Origin of the sequence: Hymenobacter nitidus, from assembly GCF_020447315.1 — a bacterium.
Classification (GTDB): Bacteria; Bacteroidota; Bacteroidia; order Cytophagales; family Hymenobacteraceae; genus Hymenobacter; species Hymenobacter nitidus.
In genome coordinates this window covers 18,965-38,589 of record NZ_JAJADQ010000012.1, presented here as the reverse complement: position 1 = coordinate 38,589, position 19,625 = coordinate 18,965, and the positions used below count along the sequence as shown (strand labels likewise).

29 protein-coding genes are annotated in these 19,625 nt (G+C 55.8%); 17 read left to right on the top strand and 12 right to left on the bottom strand.

Translation table 11 applies throughout. The features are described from left to right. Positions 1-641: 641 nt before the first annotated feature. On the bottom strand, positions 642-2,003 hold the full coding sequence (locus LGH70_RS19725) for a phage integrase SAM-like domain-containing protein (protein ID WP_226189293.1): 1,362 nt from the start codon (positions 2,001-2,003) through the stop codon (positions 642-644). A gap of 375 nt (positions 2,004-2,378) precedes the next feature. Continuing rightward, positions 2,379-3,128, bottom strand: coding sequence for a LexA family transcriptional regulator (locus LGH70_RS19720; protein WP_226189291.1), 750 nt, complete (start codon positions 3,126-3,128; stop codon positions 2,379-2,381). A 499-nt stretch (positions 3,129-3,627) separates the two neighbouring features. Between LGH70_RS19720 and LGH70_RS19715 the strand changes: the two genes are divergently transcribed. From LGH70_RS19715 to LGH70_RS19660, 12 genes are all read left to right on the top strand, one after another. Then, positions 3,628-3,864: a helix-turn-helix domain-containing protein gene (locus LGH70_RS19715; RefSeq protein ID WP_226189290.1), complete on the top strand. Its 237-nt coding sequence runs from the start codon at positions 3,628-3,630 to the stop codon at positions 3,862-3,864. Then, positions 3,864-4,334, top strand: a complete 471-nt coding sequence (locus tag LGH70_RS19710) for a hypothetical protein (protein WP_226189288.1) — start codon at positions 3,864-3,866, stop codon at positions 4,332-4,334. The genes LGH70_RS19715 and LGH70_RS19710 overlap by 1 nt, the downstream gene beginning before the upstream one ends. Before the next feature lie 33 nt (positions 4,335-4,367). Continuing rightward, positions 4,368-4,571 (top strand): hypothetical protein, encoded by a 204-nt coding sequence (locus LGH70_RS19705; protein ID WP_226189287.1) that lies wholly within the window; start codon positions 4,368-4,370, stop codon positions 4,569-4,571. After that, positions 4,568-4,978: a hypothetical protein gene (locus LGH70_RS19700; RefSeq protein ID WP_226189285.1), complete on the top strand. Its 411-nt coding sequence runs from the start codon at positions 4,568-4,570 to the stop codon at positions 4,976-4,978. Before LGH70_RS19705 ends, LGH70_RS19700 begins: the two co-directional genes overlap by 4 nt. Positions 4,979-5,059: 81 nt before the next feature. Continuing rightward, complete coding sequence (locus LGH70_RS19695; protein WP_226189284.1) at positions 5,060-5,914, top strand: hypothetical protein; 855 nt, start codon at positions 5,060-5,062, stop codon at positions 5,912-5,914. A gap of 375 nt (positions 5,915-6,289) precedes the next feature. Further along, positions 6,290-6,562 (top strand): hypothetical protein, encoded by a 273-nt coding sequence (locus LGH70_RS19690; RefSeq protein ID WP_226189282.1) that lies wholly within the window; start codon positions 6,290-6,292, stop codon positions 6,560-6,562. After that, positions 6,559-7,596 (top strand): helix-turn-helix domain-containing protein, encoded by a 1,038-nt coding sequence (locus LGH70_RS19685; protein WP_226189280.1) that lies wholly within the window; start codon positions 6,559-6,561, stop codon positions 7,594-7,596. Before LGH70_RS19690 ends, LGH70_RS19685 begins: the two co-directional genes overlap by 4 nt. A gap of 4 nt (positions 7,597-7,600) precedes the next feature. After that, on the top strand, positions 7,601-8,470 hold the full coding sequence (locus tag LGH70_RS19680) for a hypothetical protein (protein ID WP_226189278.1): 870 nt from the start codon (positions 7,601-7,603) through the stop codon (positions 8,468-8,470). Positions 8,471-8,508: 38 nt separating this feature from the next. Beyond that, positions 8,509-8,718: a hypothetical protein gene (locus LGH70_RS19675; protein WP_226189276.1), complete on the top strand. Its 210-nt coding sequence runs from the start codon at positions 8,509-8,511 to the stop codon at positions 8,716-8,718. Beyond that, on the top strand, positions 8,718-8,921 hold the full coding sequence (locus tag LGH70_RS19670; protein WP_226189273.1) for a hypothetical protein: 204 nt from the start codon (positions 8,718-8,720) through the stop codon (positions 8,919-8,921). Before LGH70_RS19675 ends, LGH70_RS19670 begins: the two co-directional genes overlap by 1 nt. 61 nt (positions 8,922-8,982) lie before the next feature. Continuing rightward, the gene (locus LGH70_RS19665) at positions 8,983-9,165 is read left to right on the top strand and encodes a hypothetical protein (RefSeq protein ID WP_226189271.1); all 183 of its coding nucleotides are present in this window, start codon (positions 8,983-8,985) and stop codon (positions 9,163-9,165) included. Between the two features lie 22 nt (positions 9,166-9,187). Beyond that, entirely contained in the window at positions 9,188-9,718 is a 531-nt protein-coding gene (locus tag LGH70_RS19660) for a YfbU family protein (protein WP_226189268.1), read from the top strand. A 63-nt stretch (positions 9,719-9,781) separates the two neighbouring features. Here LGH70_RS19660 and LGH70_RS19655 read toward each other — a convergent pair whose 3' ends face one another. Next, positions 9,782-10,471, bottom strand: a complete 690-nt coding sequence (locus tag LGH70_RS19655) for a hypothetical protein (RefSeq protein WP_226189265.1) — start codon at positions 10,469-10,471, stop codon at positions 9,782-9,784. A gap of 166 nt (positions 10,472-10,637) precedes the next feature. Between LGH70_RS19655 and LGH70_RS19650 the strand changes: the two genes are divergently transcribed. The 4 genes from LGH70_RS19650 to LGH70_RS19635 all read left to right on the top strand — a co-directional run bounded on the left by LGH70_RS19650 (position 10,638) and on the right by LGH70_RS19635 (position 12,373). Then, positions 10,638-10,865, top strand: a complete 228-nt coding sequence (locus LGH70_RS19650; RefSeq protein ID WP_226189262.1) for a hypothetical protein — start codon at positions 10,638-10,640, stop codon at positions 10,863-10,865. After that, on the top strand, positions 10,865-11,326 hold the full coding sequence (locus tag LGH70_RS19645) for a hypothetical protein (protein WP_226189260.1): 462 nt from the start codon (positions 10,865-10,867) through the stop codon (positions 11,324-11,326). The genes LGH70_RS19650 and LGH70_RS19645 overlap by 1 nt, the downstream gene beginning before the upstream one ends. Then, a complete protein-coding gene (locus tag LGH70_RS19640) occupies positions 11,323-11,535 on the top strand; it encodes a hypothetical protein (RefSeq protein WP_226189256.1) in 213 nt (70 codons plus the stop codon). Before LGH70_RS19645 ends, LGH70_RS19640 begins: the two co-directional genes overlap by 4 nt. A 73-nt stretch (positions 11,536-11,608) precedes the next feature. Continuing rightward, a complete protein-coding gene (locus tag LGH70_RS19635) occupies positions 11,609-12,373 on the top strand; it encodes a hypothetical protein (RefSeq protein WP_226189253.1) in 765 nt (254 codons plus the stop codon). Here the strand turns inward: LGH70_RS19635 and LGH70_RS19630 are convergent. The 6 genes from LGH70_RS19630 to LGH70_RS19605 all read right to left on the bottom strand — a co-directional run bounded on the left by LGH70_RS19630 (position 12,362) and on the right by LGH70_RS19605 (position 17,033). After that, the gene (locus tag LGH70_RS19630) at positions 12,362-12,910 is read right to left on the bottom strand and encodes a hypothetical protein (protein WP_226189250.1); all 549 of its coding nucleotides are present in this window, start codon (positions 12,908-12,910) and stop codon (positions 12,362-12,364) included. The genes LGH70_RS19635 and LGH70_RS19630 overlap by 12 nt on opposite strands. A gap of 12 nt (positions 12,911-12,922) precedes the next feature. Further along, the gene (locus tag LGH70_RS19625; RefSeq protein ID WP_226189247.1) at positions 12,923-13,672 is read right to left on the bottom strand and encodes a hypothetical protein; all 750 of its coding nucleotides are present in this window, start codon (positions 13,670-13,672) and stop codon (positions 12,923-12,925) included. Between the two features lie 10 nt (positions 13,673-13,682). Then, entirely contained in the window at positions 13,683-14,168 is a 486-nt protein-coding gene (locus LGH70_RS19620) for a phage virion morphogenesis family protein (protein WP_226189244.1), read from the bottom strand. Further along, positions 14,168-14,347 carry a hypothetical protein gene (locus LGH70_RS19615; protein ID WP_226189242.1) on the bottom strand — a complete coding sequence of 60 codons (180 nt, stop codon included), beginning with the start codon at positions 14,345-14,347 and terminating at the stop codon, positions 14,168-14,170. Before LGH70_RS19615 ends, LGH70_RS19620 begins: the two co-directional genes overlap by 1 nt. Next, on the bottom strand, positions 14,329-15,675 hold the full coding sequence (locus tag LGH70_RS19610; protein WP_226189239.1) for a phage head morphogenesis protein: 1,347 nt from the start codon (positions 15,673-15,675) through the stop codon (positions 14,329-14,331). Before LGH70_RS19610 ends, LGH70_RS19615 begins: the two co-directional genes overlap by 19 nt. 116 nt (positions 15,676-15,791) lie before the next feature. Next, positions 15,792-17,033, bottom strand: coding sequence for a phage portal protein family protein (locus LGH70_RS19605; RefSeq protein WP_226189238.1), 1,242 nt, complete (start codon positions 17,031-17,033; stop codon positions 15,792-15,794). A 26-nt stretch (positions 17,034-17,059) separates the two neighbouring features. On the opposite strand from LGH70_RS19605, the gene LGH70_RS19600 reads away from it, so the two are divergent. After that, positions 17,060-17,242, top strand: coding sequence for a hypothetical protein (locus LGH70_RS19600; RefSeq protein ID WP_226189236.1), 183 nt, complete (start codon positions 17,060-17,062; stop codon positions 17,240-17,242). A gap of 1 nt (position 17,243) precedes the next feature. On the opposite strand, the gene LGH70_RS19595 is transcribed toward LGH70_RS19600, so the two are convergent. From LGH70_RS19595 to LGH70_RS19585, 3 genes are read right to left on the bottom strand one after another with little or no spacing between them, the layout of a single operon-like run. Further along, positions 17,244-17,657, bottom strand: a complete 414-nt coding sequence (locus tag LGH70_RS19595; RefSeq protein ID WP_226189234.1) for a phage protein Gp36 family protein — start codon at positions 17,655-17,657, stop codon at positions 17,244-17,246. 2 nt (positions 17,658-17,659) lie between these two features. Beyond that, positions 17,660-19,150 carry a hypothetical protein gene (locus LGH70_RS19590; protein WP_226189232.1) on the bottom strand — a complete coding sequence of 497 codons (1,491 nt, stop codon included), beginning with the start codon at positions 19,148-19,150 and terminating at the stop codon, positions 17,660-17,662. Next, entirely contained in the window at positions 19,140-19,625 is a 486-nt protein-coding gene (locus tag LGH70_RS19585) for a hypothetical protein (RefSeq protein ID WP_226189228.1), read from the bottom strand. The genes LGH70_RS19590 and LGH70_RS19585 overlap by 11 nt, the downstream gene beginning before the upstream one ends.

The window sequence follows — 19,625 nt, the reverse complement described above, 5'->3', positions numbered from 1 at the left end:
AGTTTCCGCTTTTTTCTGAAATAGCAACAACCAGCAGAACTTCCCGCTCAGTTCATTGCCGGTGGGCCGCGCACTACAGCTACAGCACTCATGCCCGTATGCACCCGAGGCAGTAAACGGCGGCGGCAACCTAGAATAGCCAGGCCTGCCAACAATATAAAGGGGTATTAAAGCGACGTAACGACTTGCTGCCATCAGCCCGGGTGGTAACGAAACCAGGGCTAAAACCCCAATCGGAAGCCACGAATTTATCCTGGAACCAGCGGGCTGTTTTTATATATAAAAAACAGCTATACGAAGCTCTCAACAGCCTTTTCTACGTGTTATGTAAGCGTATAACCGTTGCTTGCCCAACGGAGCCGCTGCGACTGACAGCGCTAGAGCTTATAGGGGCGGGCAACCAGCGGCCACCCCCGGCTTTTTCGGAACCGCACCTTCGCTTCAGCGCATCAAAATTTGTGGTAGCGCTGCCCCGGCCAGCAAGTATCACAAGCGTCAAGCAAAGAATTTCAAAAGCCAGGCAAGAGCCTGGACTGAAAAGAAACGAGTTGAAACCAAGCCGCCACAATGAGGCGCAGAAACCAAAAAACCCGCCCTACAATGCTGTAAGGCGGGTTTAAAGTGGAGCTGCAGGGAGTTGCCTATTTGCCATAGCTTGGCACGACACGGTAGAAAGCGCCCGTAAACGGCATCTGATTTACCATTACGTCACAGGTCTTACTATCTGCTTGCTCTGATGTACCAAGAAAAGTATTGGCAGAAATCGGAGTTGCCAATACTTCTGCCCACGCCCGCAGGAACAGCGGGCCGTAGCGCTCGATGCGGTCATAGCCGTAGACGCTGGCCCCAGCCAAGTGGCCCAGGGCAACCTCCTTTAAATTCTGGTCACCATTGCTCCCCCAGAGCACCAGGTCGGCCCCGGTGTGGCGGGGGGTGTGGGTCGTCACCACCTGCCAGAGCGGCAATACTTCCTCCAGGGGCTGGCCCTGGTGGTAGCGCACTCGAACGAAGCCCCGCTCCAGGCCGGCTGCCCGGGCCATTTCCTTCAGGTACATGTTGCGCTTCTGCTGGGTCACGTTGGGCACCTTACCCTCCCACCGTTGCCAGATAGCCACGGCCGCCGGCGGCACCGGTAATCGGACCTCTTCCCCGGTCTTCTTCTGGTAGAACTCCAGCACGTGCAGGCGGCCGAAGCCCACGAGTTCCTGCTCGGTGATGTGGTGGGGCTTGATGCGGCGTAGGTCAGAATCCCGGAGCAGCAGCAGCGTCTGGAAGAGCATCCGCTCCCGCTCCCGTTCCAGGTAGGGCGTGCTGCTCAGGTCGACGCTGAGCACCGCCTGCAGTTCTTCGCGCCGTAGGGAAACCGCGCGGCCATAGCGTACTTTGATTTTCAGCCATACCGGTACCGGCCGCTCGGCCAGGCGGTGGCAGATGCGCAGGAACTTTACGTGGTGGGAAATAGTCCCGTCGCTGAGGCCTGCCTCGTAGAGCATGCTCAGGTAGTCCATGAATATCGGGCGGGTCAGCTGCTCCAGTGTCAGGCCGGGCTGGAATGATTCGAGGCGGGCAACTACCTGGGTATAGCGCCGGGCAGCGTCGAGACTCTGATTGGGATGCTCCCGTTTCCAAACCTCGTACAAGGCTTGCAGCGGGGTGCAGGCGGGCGCCGCTGTTGCCTCGGGCTTGGCTGCTTGTTTCCGACCAGCAGCCAGGGCCACCGCGGATTTGAGCTGGTCGGGTGTCACAAGCGCATCCGTTGCTGAGGCCAGCTTGAACACACCACTGATGGCTGCTAGTACCGCGTCAAGCTTATCGTTCTTTTCGCCAGCGAGCAGATCCTTGCCAGATACGGTAAGCTTCTTGTTTGGCTGTAGGTGTGCCGGCAGACACTTAACGCCAGTAGCCACGAGCAACTGCTGATTGTTCCAGGTAATATCAAAGAAGATTTGACACTGCCCCTTCTTATCTGGCCGGTCGGTGCGTTGGCGAATCGACAGGTTCACGAGAATTACTTGTAGCGTGAATTATCGAAAGGGTTTTGGGAGAATATTACTTCGCCCCCGCCAGCTGGCCGTACCAACTGCGCAACTACTTTTTGCTGCATTTGCTTTCCCCCATACAGCCCAGATACAGGGGGCGCACTCATAGTCGTATCCAGCACGTGCACCATTACGGACTGCTCAGGCCCCGCAACTCCATCAGCATACCATTGCATAGAATCTTGCAAAGCTCCCCACTCACCGTGGAAGTTGACAACCTGCAGGTAGAGGTGGTTTGGCTTCTGAGTTTGAGGAATCAAACGAAATGACGAATCTGGTCCGCCACAGCTTATTAGGAGCAGAAGCGGAAGTGCATACTTTTTCATAAGACTGGTTGATTTAATCCTCGGAGGGCATATAAGCAGCTTCCCCGACCTTCCACATGCAGTTAATATCCCCGAGCGTTATTTCCATTTGCTCATTGGTAGCATCACTGCTTAAGGTGATGGTACCTTCCTTATTACCCACAATGCGCTTAATCAGAAACATGTGGTTGCGCAAGGATAGTCCATGTACACCAGTGGCATATTGCCAATTACCATCTGAGACGGGGCGTGCCACGTGGCAACTCTGATCCGGGTAGCGTGGGGCCATGCTGTTTCCCCGTACCTCGATAACGACAGCGTTATCATAGTCCAGGCCTGGCCGCTTTAAAACGGGGACGAAGCGAAACTCTTCGTAGTTGGGGTCCCGACAATTCTCGGCAAAGGTGCCGAAAGCCGTGTATGGGATGAATGGTAGGTTCACGTATTCCATAAAAGGTAAACTACCCAGGATGCGGCCCCCTTCCCCGCCAGTGGCGAGTGGTTGCACTTCTATATTAGCACCGGTGGGTTTAGGTGGAGTTGTGTCGCCACGCTCGATAAACTCAATTGTGGTCTTGTAAACTTTCGCCAGTGCTTTGAGCACAGGCATTTTTATTTGGATGTCCTTATCCGCTTCGTAAGCACCAATACGGGGGTAGCTTATTTTCACGCCTAGCTTATTGATATTGTCTGCTACCTCTCGCTGTGACATCCCGCTCTGGCGGCGAAGCTCGGCAAGGCGAGTGGCTTGGTTCGATTTGGTTTGTGAGAGCGCAGCAGACATGATTTTGAGCAAGGAATCCTTTACAAAACAACTCCATACAAAGCATATGGTAAAAATATTTTACATATTGGTATACTGTGGTAAGTTATGTTACGTATATTTGTTATGAAGAACATACCATAGCGCCATGCGACAGAAAGCAACCAAGTCTACTTACAGCGTCCAAGCTGAGGTATCTCAAGATGCCCGAACAGCCTTGGTAAAAGAGCAAGCTCGTAGGCAAGCAGCCACAGGCCAGCGAGTGCGAATCGTTGATATTGCCGCCGAGTGGATAGAAGAAAAAGCCAAAAAAGGCTGAGGCTTTTTTTTGCCCTGTCTGCATCGTTTTGTTAAGCTTTTTCTCATTCCAACAAGCCATTTCACCACATTTCTTACCATTTAAATCATGGAGTTAGTAATAAACAATACAGGCGTAGGCCTAAACCTGACTGCCCCCCAAGAGAAGTTCATTCTGGGAATGGCTGCTGCTGCTCAAGCTTCTGAGGAAGCCAAATTCAGAATGTTGGCGCGCCGTTACGTTTTGAGCGACGAGCCCACCGAAGGCTTGGACTACGATGACCGACTGCACGAGCGCCTGGGCTGCTGCAAGAACACAGCTTACGCCCTGCTCCGCGCAAATGCTATTAAGCATCAGCGCATGGGTAAGAAAATCGTGGTGAGTGAGTCGGCGGTGTTCCGCTACCTCGACCCAGCTGGCTATGCTCATTTGGTTGGTACCACACAGGAAGCAGCCTAATGACACTGTTGGCCACCGCCTCTATTAACACCGCTTTCGTGCTGCTGCCTTCCCGAATGCCAGCCCGCGCGGCCTGCGCCTTCTGGCTCACCAACCCGCTGCTGCTGGAAAAGCATCCGGACCTAGTGAAAGAGCGCATGGAGCAGTACCCAGGCTGGAGCAGTACCGAACAGCACCGCCTAGCCACCCGCCTGAAGGCTCAGCGGGAAAAGCTCAAGCACCAGGTGCCAGTACCCGCTGACTCAATCCACCCGCGTGAGCTGCTGGCGGTACTGTCGGCCCACGAGGTGCTCATCGACCCGCGCGACGAATACCAGCAGGCCCGGGAGTTGGCCATGGTGTGCCACCCGGCTGAGCGTGAATGGCTGCTGGCCCACTTCACCGCCGTGCTAGAGGCCCGCTCGGCAGCGCTGGAAGAGCACGACAACCTCGGTCAAGACGAATACGACGACCTCGAAGAAGCCGCTTAAACCTCATTTTCTCACCTCTAATCATTCTGACCGATGCTTAGTATCACCTCCAAGAAGTACGCCGACGGCTGGAGCGCCACGGCAACCTACAACAGCCATTACCTGTGTGGTGTCGATGGCTGCCGCACGAAGCTGAACGCCGAGTACCAGTGCCGGCAGGCTGCCCAAAAAGAACTGAACCGGCAGCGCCAGCCGATGCAGACTCAGCTGACACTTGCAACACAGCAAGCAGCATGAAGACCGTCCTGCACTCCGAATTGTCGCGCCGCCTGGGCATCGATGCCGGCGGCGCCCTTCGCTGGCAAGCCTCAGACGGCACCAGCTTCATCGTGACCGGCCGGCACGATATGATTTACCGGCTCGACCTCTGCTCTGCTGCGCCCTCCACCATGCCTTACGCCGTCAACGATTTTACCCCGGCTTCTGCCACACTCTCCTACAATGGACCTACTGAGGCAGAAGAGTACGAGGCGGTAAGCCTGCTCTCAACGCTGGGCCAGAAGGTGGAAGCGCTGGTGGGCCTGGTGCTGGTGGTAGCCTTCGTGGTGGGCAGCCTGGTGCTGAGTGCCTGCCAGAAGAAGCTGGCCCCGACTAAGGCAGTTTCCCTGCAGGATAGAGAGCAAGCCAACCCCAACGGCTACTAAAAAAGTGAGGGCGGCACCCCTGACCGAGTGCCGCCCTCCTAAACCTTTTCACCAAGAAAGGCCGGGACTGGCCGCAAACTTATGCAAACCATAGAACAATTAGAAACTTTCCGCAACCTGTGCAAAGCCAACGGCCTGGGTAAAACCGATGTATGGCAGCACAAGCAGTCCGGAAACTGGATTATCAGCCGCCCCGGCATCGAGAAGATTCAGGGCCTGAATAACATCAAAGTTGATATTGAGCTGGCTGCTGCCGGCGCAGACTTCGCCGTAGTGAAGGCCACGGCCGTCCGTTCGGTTGACCGCAGGAGGCTCAGCGTTCAGTCGCTGGGTTCCGCGAATGCCAAGAATAGTCATGTGAGCTACTACGCCGAGATGGCCGAGAAGCGCGCCAAGTCGCGCAGCATCCTCATGCTGATGGGCTTCTATGAGCTGGGCGTGTACGGGGAAGAGGAATCCGATGAGTTCAAGCAGTCCAAAAATGTGGGCGCGCCTACGCTGGACGATGTAGACGCTGTGCGCCCTACCCAGCCGGCACCCGTGGCCAGCGTGCCGGCTACAGTAATCCCTACAGCACCCGCGGCGTCCGAAGAAAACCCACTAGTTGAGGTGCTGGCCCAGCTGGCCACCGCACCCAAAGTGAAGCCGATCTGGGAAGCCAATGCCCACCTCCAGCAAAACCAGCTGTTTGTGGAAGCCTGCGCCACGCGCAAACAGGAGCTGGCCACAGAGCGCACCGCCGCAGCGGCTGCCCTCTATGAGTTTGCCGAGCAGAACCAGGCCGCGCTGGGTGTTGCCGAAACCGGCCGCCTGATGGGTATCTGCCAGGATGCTACCGTGGCCACCGCATCGCTACTGCTGGAGAAAGAGCAGGGCATGGAATGGCTGATGGAGGAAATGGCACAGGTAGAAAACCATGCACATGCTAGTGTTTAGCCCTTTGTCCATGGTATTTCCTGAAATCCTACGGGGGAGGACGCTCGACGATGAGTAGCCAGCTTTCCTTGTTCGTTGCCCCTCAGCGGCAGCCTATCCGCCGGCTGGGGCCGCATCCGGAAGGCCCAGAACCCGATGCGCCGAAGCAGGTGTTGCCCGGCGGCCTAGTGGCCCGTGTGCAGGCTGAGCAGATGGGAGATGTACACTATTATGTCTACCAAGGCAGTACCTGGCTCGGCACTCTATTTCATGTGGGCGGTGCAGTCTGGAGCATCTACCTCCCTGGTGAGCATGGAGTATCGGATTTTGGCGGTCCGACCCTTCACAAGGCAGCCCAGCAGTTGTTGGCCCTGCTGGCAGGAAAGGAGGTGGCCCGTGCCTAAGACCACCCCTGGCCAGCGCGTAACCGAGCTACTCCGGGAGCTGAGCACCCGCAAGCGCGTGTACCCTGGCTGGATTGACAAGCACCGGCAGAATTCCAAAACCGGCATTAGTGCTGAGGATGCTGCCCACCGCATTGCTGTCATCGAGGAACTGATCGAAGACATGTACCAGCTCTACCCGGCGATGCGGCCCGTGGAGCAGGCCAGCCTCTTCGGCCGGGACGAGGGCCGCAAGTATCCACCCCGACACCTTGACCGCCCATGAGTGCCCTGCCGATGATGGCCGCCCACGTGGGCGGCTCCTTTACCCCTTCCCGCCGCATGCTTCCCATTCGTCAGAACCTCAACCAACTTGCCGGCATCAACCGCACCTATAAGGCGGTGCTGATTGAGGTCTGTGAGCTGGTGGAGAATGGTACCGCCGGCACCTGCAACGCATCCAATGAGTACCTGGCCGAGCGGCTCCAGGCCAGCCCCCGTACCATTTCGCGTACGCTGGCAGGCCTGGAAGCGCTGGGCCTGCTCGACGTGTCGGGCGCCACCAACAAGCGGGAGATGCTGCCCTCTCCGCAACTGCGGGCGTGCTACGCCGGTACCGATATGCCGGCGGCAATACGCTTCGTTTCGCAAGCCCTAACTATAGACAAAACGGCCCCAACTATAGACAAAACGGACCGAATGGCTATAGCCACTTTGTCCGAAACTATAGACAACCAGGGCACCAACTATGGACAACTGGGGTCAAACTATAGCCAAGTAGGGTCGCGCGTATATAGAGACGACCATACGACCAAGAACGACCAGACGGTGGAGGTGGAGGCGCTGCGCTCCGCCCTCGCCGCCGCCTCAAAAAAAAATGAGGAGTTGTCGGCCAAGCTGGAGACAGTTACCCACCAGCGGGACCAGCTCCGCAACAGCCTGAACGCTGTTCGTCCTGGTGGCGCTACCGCGTCGGCTTCGCACACTAGGGGGGCGGCGCGGCGGCCCTTCGCAGATTCCAAGTTTGCTACGCTGGAGGGCTTCCGAGAGCTGGCCAGCCAATGCAACTGCTCCACGGCCTGCGCTGAGTACTACCTGCCCGACATGAAGGTCAAAGCTTTGGGGGAGGAAGATCGGGACGAAGCCGGCTGGCGCAATTACGTGCACGCCTGGCTGAAGCGGGAACGGGACTCTGATGCCGGCCTCGTGACCAAGATGCCGGTGGCCGGCGGCAAGCCCGGTAAAGTGGGCCAGGTTGATAAGCGCCGTAGCGCTATCGAGGCAGCCATGGCCCTGGATGATGAAGAAGAAAACCAGTAGCCCGATGAGCACAGCCCTTGCCCTCCGTCCGGAGCTGCAGCGCCAGCTGCCTCCCTCCCTCTCCCCTCAAGTGCGCCAGGCCGCTGCCCTGGTGCTCAGCCAAGAGCCCGCCGCCAATACGTTCACGTCGGTGGAATTGCGCAAAGCCCTGTACCAGCCTCTTTCGGCCGTAGCTCTGCTGCTGGGCCACAACAACGCCCTGGCCGAAGCCAAGGACCTGAAGGTAATGGGCACGGCGTTGGCTGCCGTGGTGCACCGGCGCTTCCCGGCCCTGAAGCTGGCCGAGATTACCGAGGCCCTGATTCGGGGTGCCTCTGGAGAGTGGCTACTCCCCAACGGCTTCCTAGCCCCGTCGCTGCCCAACTTCACCCACTGGCTGAGCAGCTACCAGGCCACGTGCCGCGCCGATGCCCTCAAGGCCTTGCAGACGGCGGCCGAAGCAGAGCGGAAGCAGTTGCCCGCGCCCACCTTCGAACATGAGCTGCCGGCGGCGGTGGCCCAGCTGGCCCGGCAGGTGGCCACGCTCGGCTATTTCCCCAATCCGCTCGACGCCGGCAATCTGGCTTACAACTGGCTGAAAAGCGTCGGGGCCTTCTCGGGCTTCAAAACGCCCGAGCAGTACCAGGAAATGATGCGCAAAGAGTCTATCAACCTCACCAAAGCCCAGAGCCTGGAAAAAGATGTTCGTCGGCAGGTCAAAACCTTCGCCCACCAGCTCCGCCACGGCTGGCCGGCTGAGCACCCCCTGGCCACGACGGTCATCAACAACTGCAAAAAGCGGGTGCTGCGCGAGTGGATTCGCTACCACGTAGCCCGTGGCACCGACTTACTCACCTGGCTCACGGACCTGAGCCACAATTCCAAGGCTGCCTGAGCAAACTCCAATTTCATCACTTACACTCTCAAGAATCCATGAGCACTAAAATCACCGATCTGAGCCGGAACAGGACGCTTCCTACCAACCAGCGTGCTGGCAACAAACTGCTTCTCCTCTCAGCGCTATGCCGCATTGCGGATGCTGCTGAGGCACTGGTGGTGGAGGTCAAAAGGCTGAACACGCCCGTGCCGACAGTCAAGCCCAAAGCACCGGCCAGGAAGAAGAAACCTACCTCTACCCAGTAATGGCGAAAGGCTTTACCGCGGAAGGCCTGGCCGGGCGCATCATAACGCCCGGCCCCAAGCCACCCACCGACCGGCCCCGCTACATGGCCGCCGAATCCAAGACAGAGCATGGGCTAATGAACTGCAAAATCAACAGCATGAGCCCGGAGCGGTGGGAGACCCTGAAGAAACTACTGGATCAAAACGGCTTCCATCCTTACTGAGAAACTCCGAGAAACTTCCCCCTTTCAGAAAGCATTTAGCGACCTGTAACCACCTGATTATATGCCCCCAACCCGTACTATCCAATCCCGGCGGGCCTACCGGACTGCCGACTACAATTACCTGCTGATGAACTATGGCCAGAAGAAGGCGGCGGCCTGTGCTTCAGAACTGGGCCGCACGGTCGGCAGCCTCAAGTACTTCATCAATGCCCACCCTGAACTGAAGAAGCGGGGCCGAGCTTGATGAGCTTAGTTAAGCCCGTATATTGAAGCTCACCTTTAAGAAACTTATTATGAATAACACAGAGCGTGTCCAATTGATCAATCAGTTTCGAATCCTGGCACTCTTAGACGATTCCCAGCGCAAGGACTATGAAATGCAGGCTGAGATATTAGAACGTGGTTATATCGGACTGTATCACAAAATCTTTGACGTTCTGAGCGAAGAAGTGCCAGAGTCGACTGTCCGAGAGACGTATGACATATTAACCATGTTTCGAGTCCTTGAAAATGCGGTTGCCCTACTACCTGCTGAAGAGCGGTCACAATTCACTTTTGAATTCCAAGGGTTCGATGGTAATAACGACCCTCATTATTCCATAGCTGAGTTCTTGATCGAAAAGTTGGGCTTGTATCGTGAGCTGCATGGCCAAGATATAAATTCTCATCATTCCTATTCGATAGAAATTTATAGGAGGATGCTTGCTGAGTTTAATGCTCAGCAAAAAGAGCAAATAACCCGTGTTCTACCTCTTGAAAGCCTTAAAGCCATTCAAGCAGCTGCTCTAGAAGAATAAAGAAAACAGTAATGGGAATGCCTCATCACTTCGGTGGTGAGGCTCTCTCTACAAAGCTACTTATCAGGTAAGCCTTTCGCAGAATCTTACTGCCTCAGGACAGAATATGTCTATGTATTCCTCTTCATTATCAACAAACCAAATCATTCGGTATTCTGTCTGGTTCTCGAAGTGCTTTCTTTTTAGGAAGAGTATCTCATGGTCGTCAGCTATTAATCTTTGTGCTTGATCTACCTTTTCCTGCAATTGGGATGGGCTCAAGTCTACTGTGTTAAACTTACCTAGATCCAGTGTCAGTATCGGAGGTTCTCTGTAAAGGCATGGTCCTAGTAGTCCCCCTCGAAACGTAGCTAGGACTTTACCAACTTCTATAGCGAATCTTAGAGGATCGTTGATTCTGAAACTAGCGTCATAGTCACACCCCTCGAATGTCTGCTCATTACTCGGAGTTTGAGTTGTACAGAGTATAAATGCTTTCTCTGTTGCTTTTATGCCGAACACTATGGCATGTCCTGCTCCCTCTCCCTCTTCAGGTCGATAGTTCGACATATACATAGCAGAATGCTCTTGGTTATCTCCTCTAACCTCGTCTGTGTGAGTTGAGAATCTCTTTACAGAACTTAACCGCAATGCACCAGTTGCAAAGAAGCTCTCAACATACTGTTTTTCTAAGTGTCTGTATGTAGCTAGTGGTATAGTTTGGTCGGCACTCTGAACAATACGCCAAGGGGGAGAAGTAAGAAGGTTTATCATTAGGTCTGAGGCGTTACTGAAGAATACCGGAAGTAGATCGTTAAGGTAAATTAATATTCTGCGTCATCAACTTTTAACTATCCTTTTCTAGCTCTGAATGATGAATGGAGCCAGTTTTGATACCTGTTAAGTACAAGAGAACAGGTAAAATCAAAACGCCTACATCATGAAGAAATCTATTTTCAACTTCGTTTCAACAGCAGTGCAGCCGGTGGCCTACCCCGCTTGTGCTGCTTACCATGCTATTGTGGGCTCTGCTGCCACGTGGATAGTCCGGGGCCTGCCACATGATTACTCGTTTGCGGCCGTGGGCTGGAGCATAGCAGGTAGCATCGTAGTGGGTGGCCTGCTGGTGCTGGTATTGGTATCGGGCCAAAATCAGGAGGCTAAGTAATGATTGTACTGCTGTATCAACTTTTCGGCATCCTGAGTGGCATCATCGAGGCCGTTCTGTATTCTCGTCGAGGCGCCGAAGCCTTCACGCGGAATGAGCATGCCGAAATGGTGCTGCAGCGGATTGTCGTTGCCTCCCTGCCGCTGGCCGGCGTGCTGCTCTATAAGTGGTCCGGCTCGATGCTCTACGTGGGCTTCGAGCTGGTGCCGGCGGCGCTGCTGTTTCCCCTGTTTCACGATGAGGCTTATAACTTCACCCGGCTGTGGATTACCTACAAGTGGGGTAAGGATGGGCACGAATATGCCGACTGGGCTGCATGGGACCTTGCTTGGACCGAATACCAGTACGGCTACCAGTCGCCCACCACCACGGCCCGGAATGACTTTAATGGAAAGCAGCGCACGTGGATGGCGGCGGTGGCGCTGGTGCTCTGGGGCGTGGGGGCCTGGCTCATTCTATGACAAAACGCGTACTAGCCCGCAAAACCAATCGAGAGAAGCGCAACGCCCGGATTCGGGCCCAATTCAAGAAGCGGTACACCGATGCGCCCCGGCCCCGCAAATACTCCAGAGAGTACATCATCTCCCAGCTGGCCGAGGAATACTACCTCTCGATGCACACAGTAGAGGATATCATCTACGCTTCGGAGGAAACCAAAGCAGCTGCGTAGTCTATTTAAATAAGGCGAAGATACTTTGTCAGTTATCTATATTGCAAAGACAAAACTCTACTCCTGAAGCACTATGCAGAATCCAGAAAACCATATAGCAGAACTTATATTTAGAGTAAATCGCATTGAGAAGTGCTTAGAAGGTTACTATAAAATAGTTAGCCCGTTTCTAGAATCACTTGATGGCAAAAGCGTTAATAGCAAAATGGCTTTAGTAGCGTTTGACTTCTTAGAAAGAGTATGTTATAACTGCAGAGGCGCTCTTTATATGATAGACCCTCTTAGAGACACTAAAAATCTATTAGTCCCTCTGAGCCAAATATTCAGAGCACTTATATATGATATGGTCATGGCTTATTGGCTCTTCGAAGATGATAAGACTTTCCCCGAAAGACTTATGAGTGAAGATGCCAATTTCATAAGAACAAATACCAACAAGCTTCGAGAAAGCTCTTCAGAAGCAGAAATTCAGGCCATTTATCAAGGATGGAGAAACATTGCCCCTAATAATTTCACAACTAACGCGGAAAGTATATCGCCATTGAAGACAAGGAAGTATACTTTTTCAGAAATATGCGAATACGTAGGCAATACTCCCCAAAGCACATTGATAAAGGACTTGAGTTTTGCTTATACGGCTTTATCTCAGCAAGCCCACGTTTCATCATTTAGCAAGAGGCTTACCTACGATAAATTCGGAGGCAGCATACACTTTTTTGACTTGGCGGTGAGATGCGCATTATCAACATCCAGCATGCTGTTAAAGATTATAGATATGCCTGATGCATATCTATGTCAAATGGAGATAGATGCTGAATTAGAGCCCTTATACAAATGACCGTTCTTTGAGAGGCACTATATAGTTGCCCTCTTCCTCTACTACAGGCCGAAGCCCAGGACTCGCACTGAGCTGTACGTCGCTTACCAAAATGCCCCGCTTCGCCCCGTCCTCGTCCTTTACTTCGGTCACGTAGCCCAGGGCCATGCACCAGGCCTCCGGATGCTGCGGCCGGTCCCGGCGGTAACTCGTGCGCACGAGCGGCCCGAAGCCTTCGCCCTGGTAGTGCTGCAGGGCCGCATGCACCTGCTGCACGATGAGCAGGCGCGCCACGGCGGCCTCAACCTGTCCGCTGCCCTGGTGCGTTTCCTCTGATACTTCGGTGGCCACGGTGAAGCGCAGCAGCGCCCGGCCGGTCTGGATGCCCGCGCCCATGTCGCGCCATGGGATATCCTCCAGGTCGATGTACACCGCTGGGTAGCTGATCGGCTCATTGCTCTGGTAGTCGAGCTGGGCCATATCTAGATCAATGGTACCCAGCGACGGCACGGCCTGGCGCAAGTGGTTAGCCAGTTGAGGGTAAAGGATATGCAGCATTCTTGTTGGATATTAATGTAAACGAGGAAGACCTCTTTTCTTATTTGATCTTTCCAGCCGTAGAGCTGGCATATGTTCCTTTGTAACTAAGAAAGTCTTCTTGTTATCCACAGTAACAAATGCATACGAATCACCTAATGCACCTATATACTTTGCCTGCTTAGCACCTAAATCTTTTTGCTCTCCTGGTGAAAGGTTCACATAAAAGCAATTATGTCCGCGCAAAATAGCAATTGCCTCTTTACGTCCCGTACTAACAGCAACCCAACAATAGAATCCAACAAAGTATAAAACTAAACCACGAATCTGTCTCTTGCCAAATATTTTATAATTATCATCTAATGCTATGTAAAGTGAAAGCAACCCTAAATCGATCATGACTATCCATGATGGAATATCTTGCAACTTGGAATAGGAGCCTATGTAGACAGTAACAAAAAAAAACATTGCCACAGCAAACAATTCAAACGTTAGCTTAGCCTTCGGATAATTTTCTTCAAAATCCTCAATAAGCGAATATGAGCTTTCCTCACCCTTGTATTCGCGTATTATGCTGGGAACAAGATTAACTAACAGACACAGAACTGATGGAGCAAAACCAGAGATAACTACATAAGCAAAGTTTTTGATCAAGGCCTCTATAGAGAAATACTCGAACGCGTTAAACTGAAATGTTGACCAGTAGCCATACTCATAAAGAGTTGACATAAAAACAGCAAGGGCTAACAAAATCCATGGCCATCTCTCTTTAAATTCAAACATATTAATTCATTTATGCTTTTAATATGGCTTCAATGCCAGACTTAAGGTAAGTAATCATCTCATTATTCAAGCGCTTCGAACCACCCATAAACTGACGCTGAGGCAGCGTGTGGTTGTCGTAGCGGTGCCCTTCGTTGTGGGCCTGGGCGTACTCACTATCGGTGGCCACGGTCACGCTGTCCTTGTCGACGGCTTCTACCCGGATGGAGCGGCGCAGCTTGCCCGAGTCCACGAGCAGGGCCCGACCCCGGTCGGCTTTGCCGGCGGCCGTGAGCACCAGGCGGCTGCTCTTACCCTTGCTCGACGTGCGCCGGTACCGCCGCACTTTTCGAGAGGGCCACGCATGCTCAGCGCCGGCCTCATCCTGGAAGCTCTGCCGTTTGAAGTTGCCCACGAATTCGCGCACGGCCAGCTGCCCCACTTGCCGCGGGGCCTTGGCCATGAACCGCTCGATGGCGGCGGCCTGCCGCTCCAGCTGCTTCAGGTTGAACTGCATTAGAACAGGATGCCGTTACCGTAGTTGGGGGTGTGCTTGGCCAGATAGCCCACCCACATGCGCTCGGCATCTTCCTTGGTTTCACCGTAGTGCTCGACGCTCAGCGCCACATACTCATCGAAGGTGAGCGTGCCTTGGTCAAACTTGGTTTCTAGCTCTGTTACTCGGTTGGTGTCCATCCTTTTTTAACAAATAGTGAGCGTAGGGCATTCCGGACAGGCTCAAAATCCTCATCCTCCCATTGGTCGGCAATGATGCCGGTACGGCCCTTGGCCATGGCCGCGATGATGGCTTCGTCGCCGGAGAGTTCAGCAATATACTGACTGTACACCCGGGCCCAGACCTCGTAGGGCTGCATCAGATAGTCCTCCAGAAACGCCCGCCGGTTGCGGGGCAGCAGCCGGTCAGCCAACATGGTATCATACGATTGCCAGAGCTTGGTTTCCTTCACGGCATTGAGCACGTCCTCGATATCGACCTTATCCATGTACTTGGTCACCATGCGCGGCAGGTCCAGGTAAGTATGGTCAATGAAGTGGGCCAACTCGTGTAGTGTAGTAAAGGCAATCTGGCCGGCATCGGTTAGGTCAGAGGACAGTTTCAGCGTGGGCGGTGGCACGTCCCGCAGGGGCACGTAGCTAAACACGCCATTGGTGCCCTGGGCCGTTTTGGCAAAGGAAATGGGCAGTGTCTTATTGCTGGTGGGTGACTCAGGCAGCACGTGCACCTTGTTGATAGCCTGCAGCGCGGAGCTCACGCCATCCCGCCGAACACCGGCCAGCGACTTGCTGTGCGTTACCAGGTCGCTGATGTGGCGTTGGCCAGCCGCCTTCTGCACAAGTTGCTGCTCGCCGGCGGTCAGTTCAGCATAGTAAGGATGCTCCAGCGGGAAGATGATGCCGGTTTTGCCCACGTTGCCCCGGAAAATGCCATCCGGCTCGGGTAGTGCCGGCAGGATGCTCTGCGGCGTGTGCCGGGCCCCGGGCGCGCCCCCAATGACGGTGCACCGGCACAGCCAGCCGTTGGGCGGGTAGTGTGTGAGCCACCACGGGTCCGATTTGGGCAGCGTGATGCTGTCCCAGGCTTTGTGCTCCGGACGCACCCGACTATCACCTACGGTTTCGTACTGGAGTACATCTTCGTCCTCGAATTCCTGCCATTTGCTGGCCATCTGCGCACTGGCCACGGCGTGCTCATACTCGGCCTCCAGCCAGCGCACGTTGTATTGCTGGTGAATGCCCAGGGCCTCTTTCCGAAACGCCCGCCACGGCCGTATCTGGCCCTCGTCGTCGAGCAGCTGCTTGCTCAGCTCCACGGCCTGGTGCCGGGTCTTCGCGGCCGAGAACAGATAGACGTTTTTCCGCAGAAAATCCGTGGCCTTCTCGTCGGTAGAGTTGTAGCCCACCTCTACCCCACTCATCAGCTTATTGCTGGTCTGGGTGAACAGCCCCAGCTGCAGGCCGGCTCCGGGGGACTGCGCTTTGTGCACCGCGCGGGCCAGGGCCATAAACTCCTGTAGCAAGGCGTTGCCCGACTCGTCGCCGGCGGCGCGTACAGTATCGAGGCCATGTTCGTGGCCATGGGTGCAGGCGCGGGCGTAGAGAGCGGCTACACCCGCGCCGACTACTTTCCCGGCGCGGGTGCTGGCTTACCTGGTGCTGGCTGGCCGGGCGTCGCCGGCACCACCACGGGCTCAGGCTTTTCCTCGACGTTTACCCCGAAGGTGTCAAGAATGTACTTGGCCGGCACGCGGTAGCCCGAGTGCTGCATGATGCCCTGCACGATGTCCCACTGCTCCTTTTTGGTGAGCGTTTCGGTTTCGTCCCACTTGAATTCGAAGCCGCCCACAGGGTAGCCATGGATGAGCAGCCGGTCCCAGAGCTCCCACATCACGAAGTTGCGCACGTACATCTTGTCGGCCTTGGTGTACTTGTCGCTCACCCGCTCGTGCACTTCGGCCTGGCTGCGGCTGCTGCCGTCCTCGGTGGTCATAGTTTGCCCGAGCACGAGCTTGCTCAGCTCCGCGTTGGGGTAGTCAATCATGCCCGAAAACACGCCCTGCTGGAAGTTCTGCGGGGTGTGGTAGGTGAAGTTCTGCGCACCAGGTGGCAGGATGGCGTAGGCAGCCCGGCCCATGTTCTTGAGCATGTTCTCCACCTCCACCCGGTCCTCGTCGCCCAGATCCATTTCCACGGTGCGCACCGGCAGCGCGAACCGGTCACAGTACTCGGCCCAGGCCTGCATGCTGTTCTTTTTCCAGATGACGTGCGGAATGGCCTTGTGCAGCAAGCCCAACTCCTTGGAGTCGCCCAACTGCACCAGCCACTGCGCCTCGACGCCCTCCCGGTAGGGAATGCCGGTGGCGCTGCCCGGTGCCGAGCGGATGAGGCCCCACTCGGGCACGACCATTTCGGGCTGGATGACTTCGGTACCGGAAAACTCTCCGTCGACGGGCACGAGTAGCTCGACGACCCGCGGGCCCCAGAACACGGCTTCCATGGCTTCCTTCAGGATGCTGAAAAACCACGGCGTCATGAACATGTGCGTCAGTTTCTCATCCTCTTTCTGGCCCTTGATGCTCACGACCTTGAAAGGCTGGCACAGGATGTTGAGCGTGCGGGTTTCCATCACACTGGTGAGGTGGGAGTCGATAATGGCCTCCCGGTAAAGCCGGTACAGCTCCGTGCGGTCCGGATAGGCCTTATTCTCGGCGTTGGCCAGAGCCATGCGCCAGTGGCTCAGGTCGGCCCGCAGGCGCGCAGTCTGGTGCTCCTGGATGCGGCTTGATACCGAGCGGCGGCCCATCTTGGTGATATTCGTATTGACGGCGCCCACTTGGGCCTGGAGTCGTTGGTGCAGGTTCATCTTACTTTCGGAGCTATTATTGAATCATGAAAAACCGCGCGGGCTTGTGGCTCACCCTTCTGTTTATAGGCTGCTTGCCTATCAGTGCTTATGCAGCTGAAGACCCTTCCACTTCAGAGGCATATCTACTTTTTGTGAAAGTGATATTGGGTTTCGGGGCCGTCATTGTTCTCTATTTGCGCTACAAGCGCAACTGGCCCGATAAATAAGCTACCAGCTGAGGGTTTGCTGAGGCGCGGAGCCCCACTTAAAGCCACCCGTGCGCTCCGCCGGCGGCAGCAGCGGTAAATCGGCGGATATCTTGCCGGCGGCCACCGCCTTGAGCCACTCCACGGCCTGGTCGTAGCGGTCGATGCGCTTGTCGGGCATCTGCACACGGCCGTGGCGGCTGTGCACGGTGTAGAGCGTGATGTCCACCATGTAGGTGATGATGAGCTGGCTCCGCTCAGCGCCGAGCGCGCCGAAAATCTTGGCCACGTCATAGCGGCTCCGGAGGTAGCTCTCGATAAACTGCTGCGCGAATAGCTCGGCCCCGCTCAAGGCGGTGGCGTTGCCCTGCAGCACGATGTCGAGCTGCTCTTGCTTGATGAGGGTGCCGTAGTCGGCGGCGGTGAGAAAGGCCATGGTTAAAAGGCGCGTTGGTGAACGTCGGAGCGGTTGCCCACGGCGGGTTTATTGTTGCCCTGGCGCTGGTAGGCGCGCCATTCGCTTTGAAAGCAGCGGCAGAGGAAATAGTCGTTGGCGTCGGTGGCGTGCCCGTAAGGCTCGTAGCTGACCTTCGTTTTCGGGTCCTGAACCTTCTTTTTGTCCTTGGTCCCGTCGCTGGCCTTCTTCACCTTCTGGTAGTCGGTGCTGGTCACGTTGCACTTGCGGTCAATCCGAATCCGGATGCCGTCCTGCTCATGCTCCAGTATTTCATCAATCCAGAGGGCCCGCATGCTCACCGATGGCGCCGAGGCCTCGATGCGCTGGGTGACTTTGGGAAGCCCGCGCAGCTCCTTTATCACGATAGTGAAGTCGTTGGAGCCCTGTTCGGTGCGGGTGTCGCCGTGCTTGCCGGCTGGGTCGCCGTAGAGGAACACCTCGGCTTTGTGCTGGCCATACTTGCGCATGAAGCGCTGGCAGGCCAGTTTGGTTTTGCTGTCCTGGGTGAACTCATCAATCTGGGTAGCCTGCTTGCCCCGCACCTGCCACACGTTCAGCGTCACGCCAGGCGTGAGGTTGAAGTCGAGCGTAATGTGCAGCGGCAGGCCCGGGTCGTAGGTACCGGCGTAGTCGCCCACGTGCAGCTGCGTATCGAAGCTGGGGTACATCTCGCCGCCCGTTTTCTCCACGGCGTTCCAGTCCCCTTCCAGTAGGCGCTGCCGGTCGTAGTCCTTCAGCTGCTCCAGGCTCTTTTTGTAGATGCGCACAAACTCCCGGTCCGGATTATCGGTCACCAGGGCCTGGATTACTTGCTGGTAAGGCTTGAGCAGTACCGGGTTGTTTTCGACATCATACACGTACTTGAGCCGCACCCAGGTGTAGCCCGGATTGCAGGTGATGAGGATTTTCGGGATGAGGCCGAACTCAGCCAGCTTCCAGCGGATGCGGCTTTTGATGATGTCGGCGCCTTTTTCGGGCACGCCATCGTTGGCCTCTTCAATCCAGCAATCGGTGATTTCCAGGGAGCCCAGGCGCTGGTAGTCCTCATCGGCCGGCGAGTAGGCCAGTTCCTTGAAGATTTCGCGGCTACCATTGTTGAAGATGAGCGCCTCCGGAGCGCCCGAGCGCGTGATGTACCGGTAGTCCTTGCCCATCACCAGGCCCCACTCGGCCAGCACCTTGAAATAGGTAATGACTGTCGACTCTTTGATGTCGATCAGGCGGGTACGCGCGGTAACGCCGCGGCTGTCGGCGTAGCGCATGCGCCGGTACACCTTCCACGAGCAGCCCAGGTACGATTTCCCGCCGCCGGCCGCGCCGCCGTACATCACTTCCTCGGTGGTGTCATCCTCCAGAGCCTGCCAGGCCAGGTGCTGTTTCCAGCTGGGCCGGAAGTTGACGCCGGCGCCTTCGAAGTACGCAGCATCCTCCTTGGCCTTGAGCTTGGCGGCTGCCTTCGCTTTATTGGCCATCGGCGTTGGGGTCTGTAGGTACTACATACTTGAAGGTGAAGCCACCAGCGGGCAGCTTATGCTCCGTTTCGGACTTCTCTTTGAAGCCCTCGACGAGCTGCACAAATAGTTTGGCTGCGGCCGTGTCGGGCGGGTAGTGCTCGGTGTACTCGTGCTCTTCCACGCTGGAGCCCAGGCCCTGGCCGGCGGATACGGTCATGAACTTCACGGCCTGGTGGGAGTAGCCCGTGGCCCGCTCGTAGAGCTTCAGAATCACGTGTGGCGTCAGGGCCTGGAATACGTTGGTAGCCCCATCCCCCAGCTTTACGCGCTTGAGGTGAGCCTTTACCGTCTTATCCGACAAGCCGGTGGCGGCCACCAACTCCTGCACGGTAGGCTTGCGCATCTCCTTGCGGATGATCCGGGCTATTTCCTTCTGGATTTTGGCCTGGTTGCGCTGGGCGTCTTGACGCTGTTCGTTCGAATTCGAGGGCAT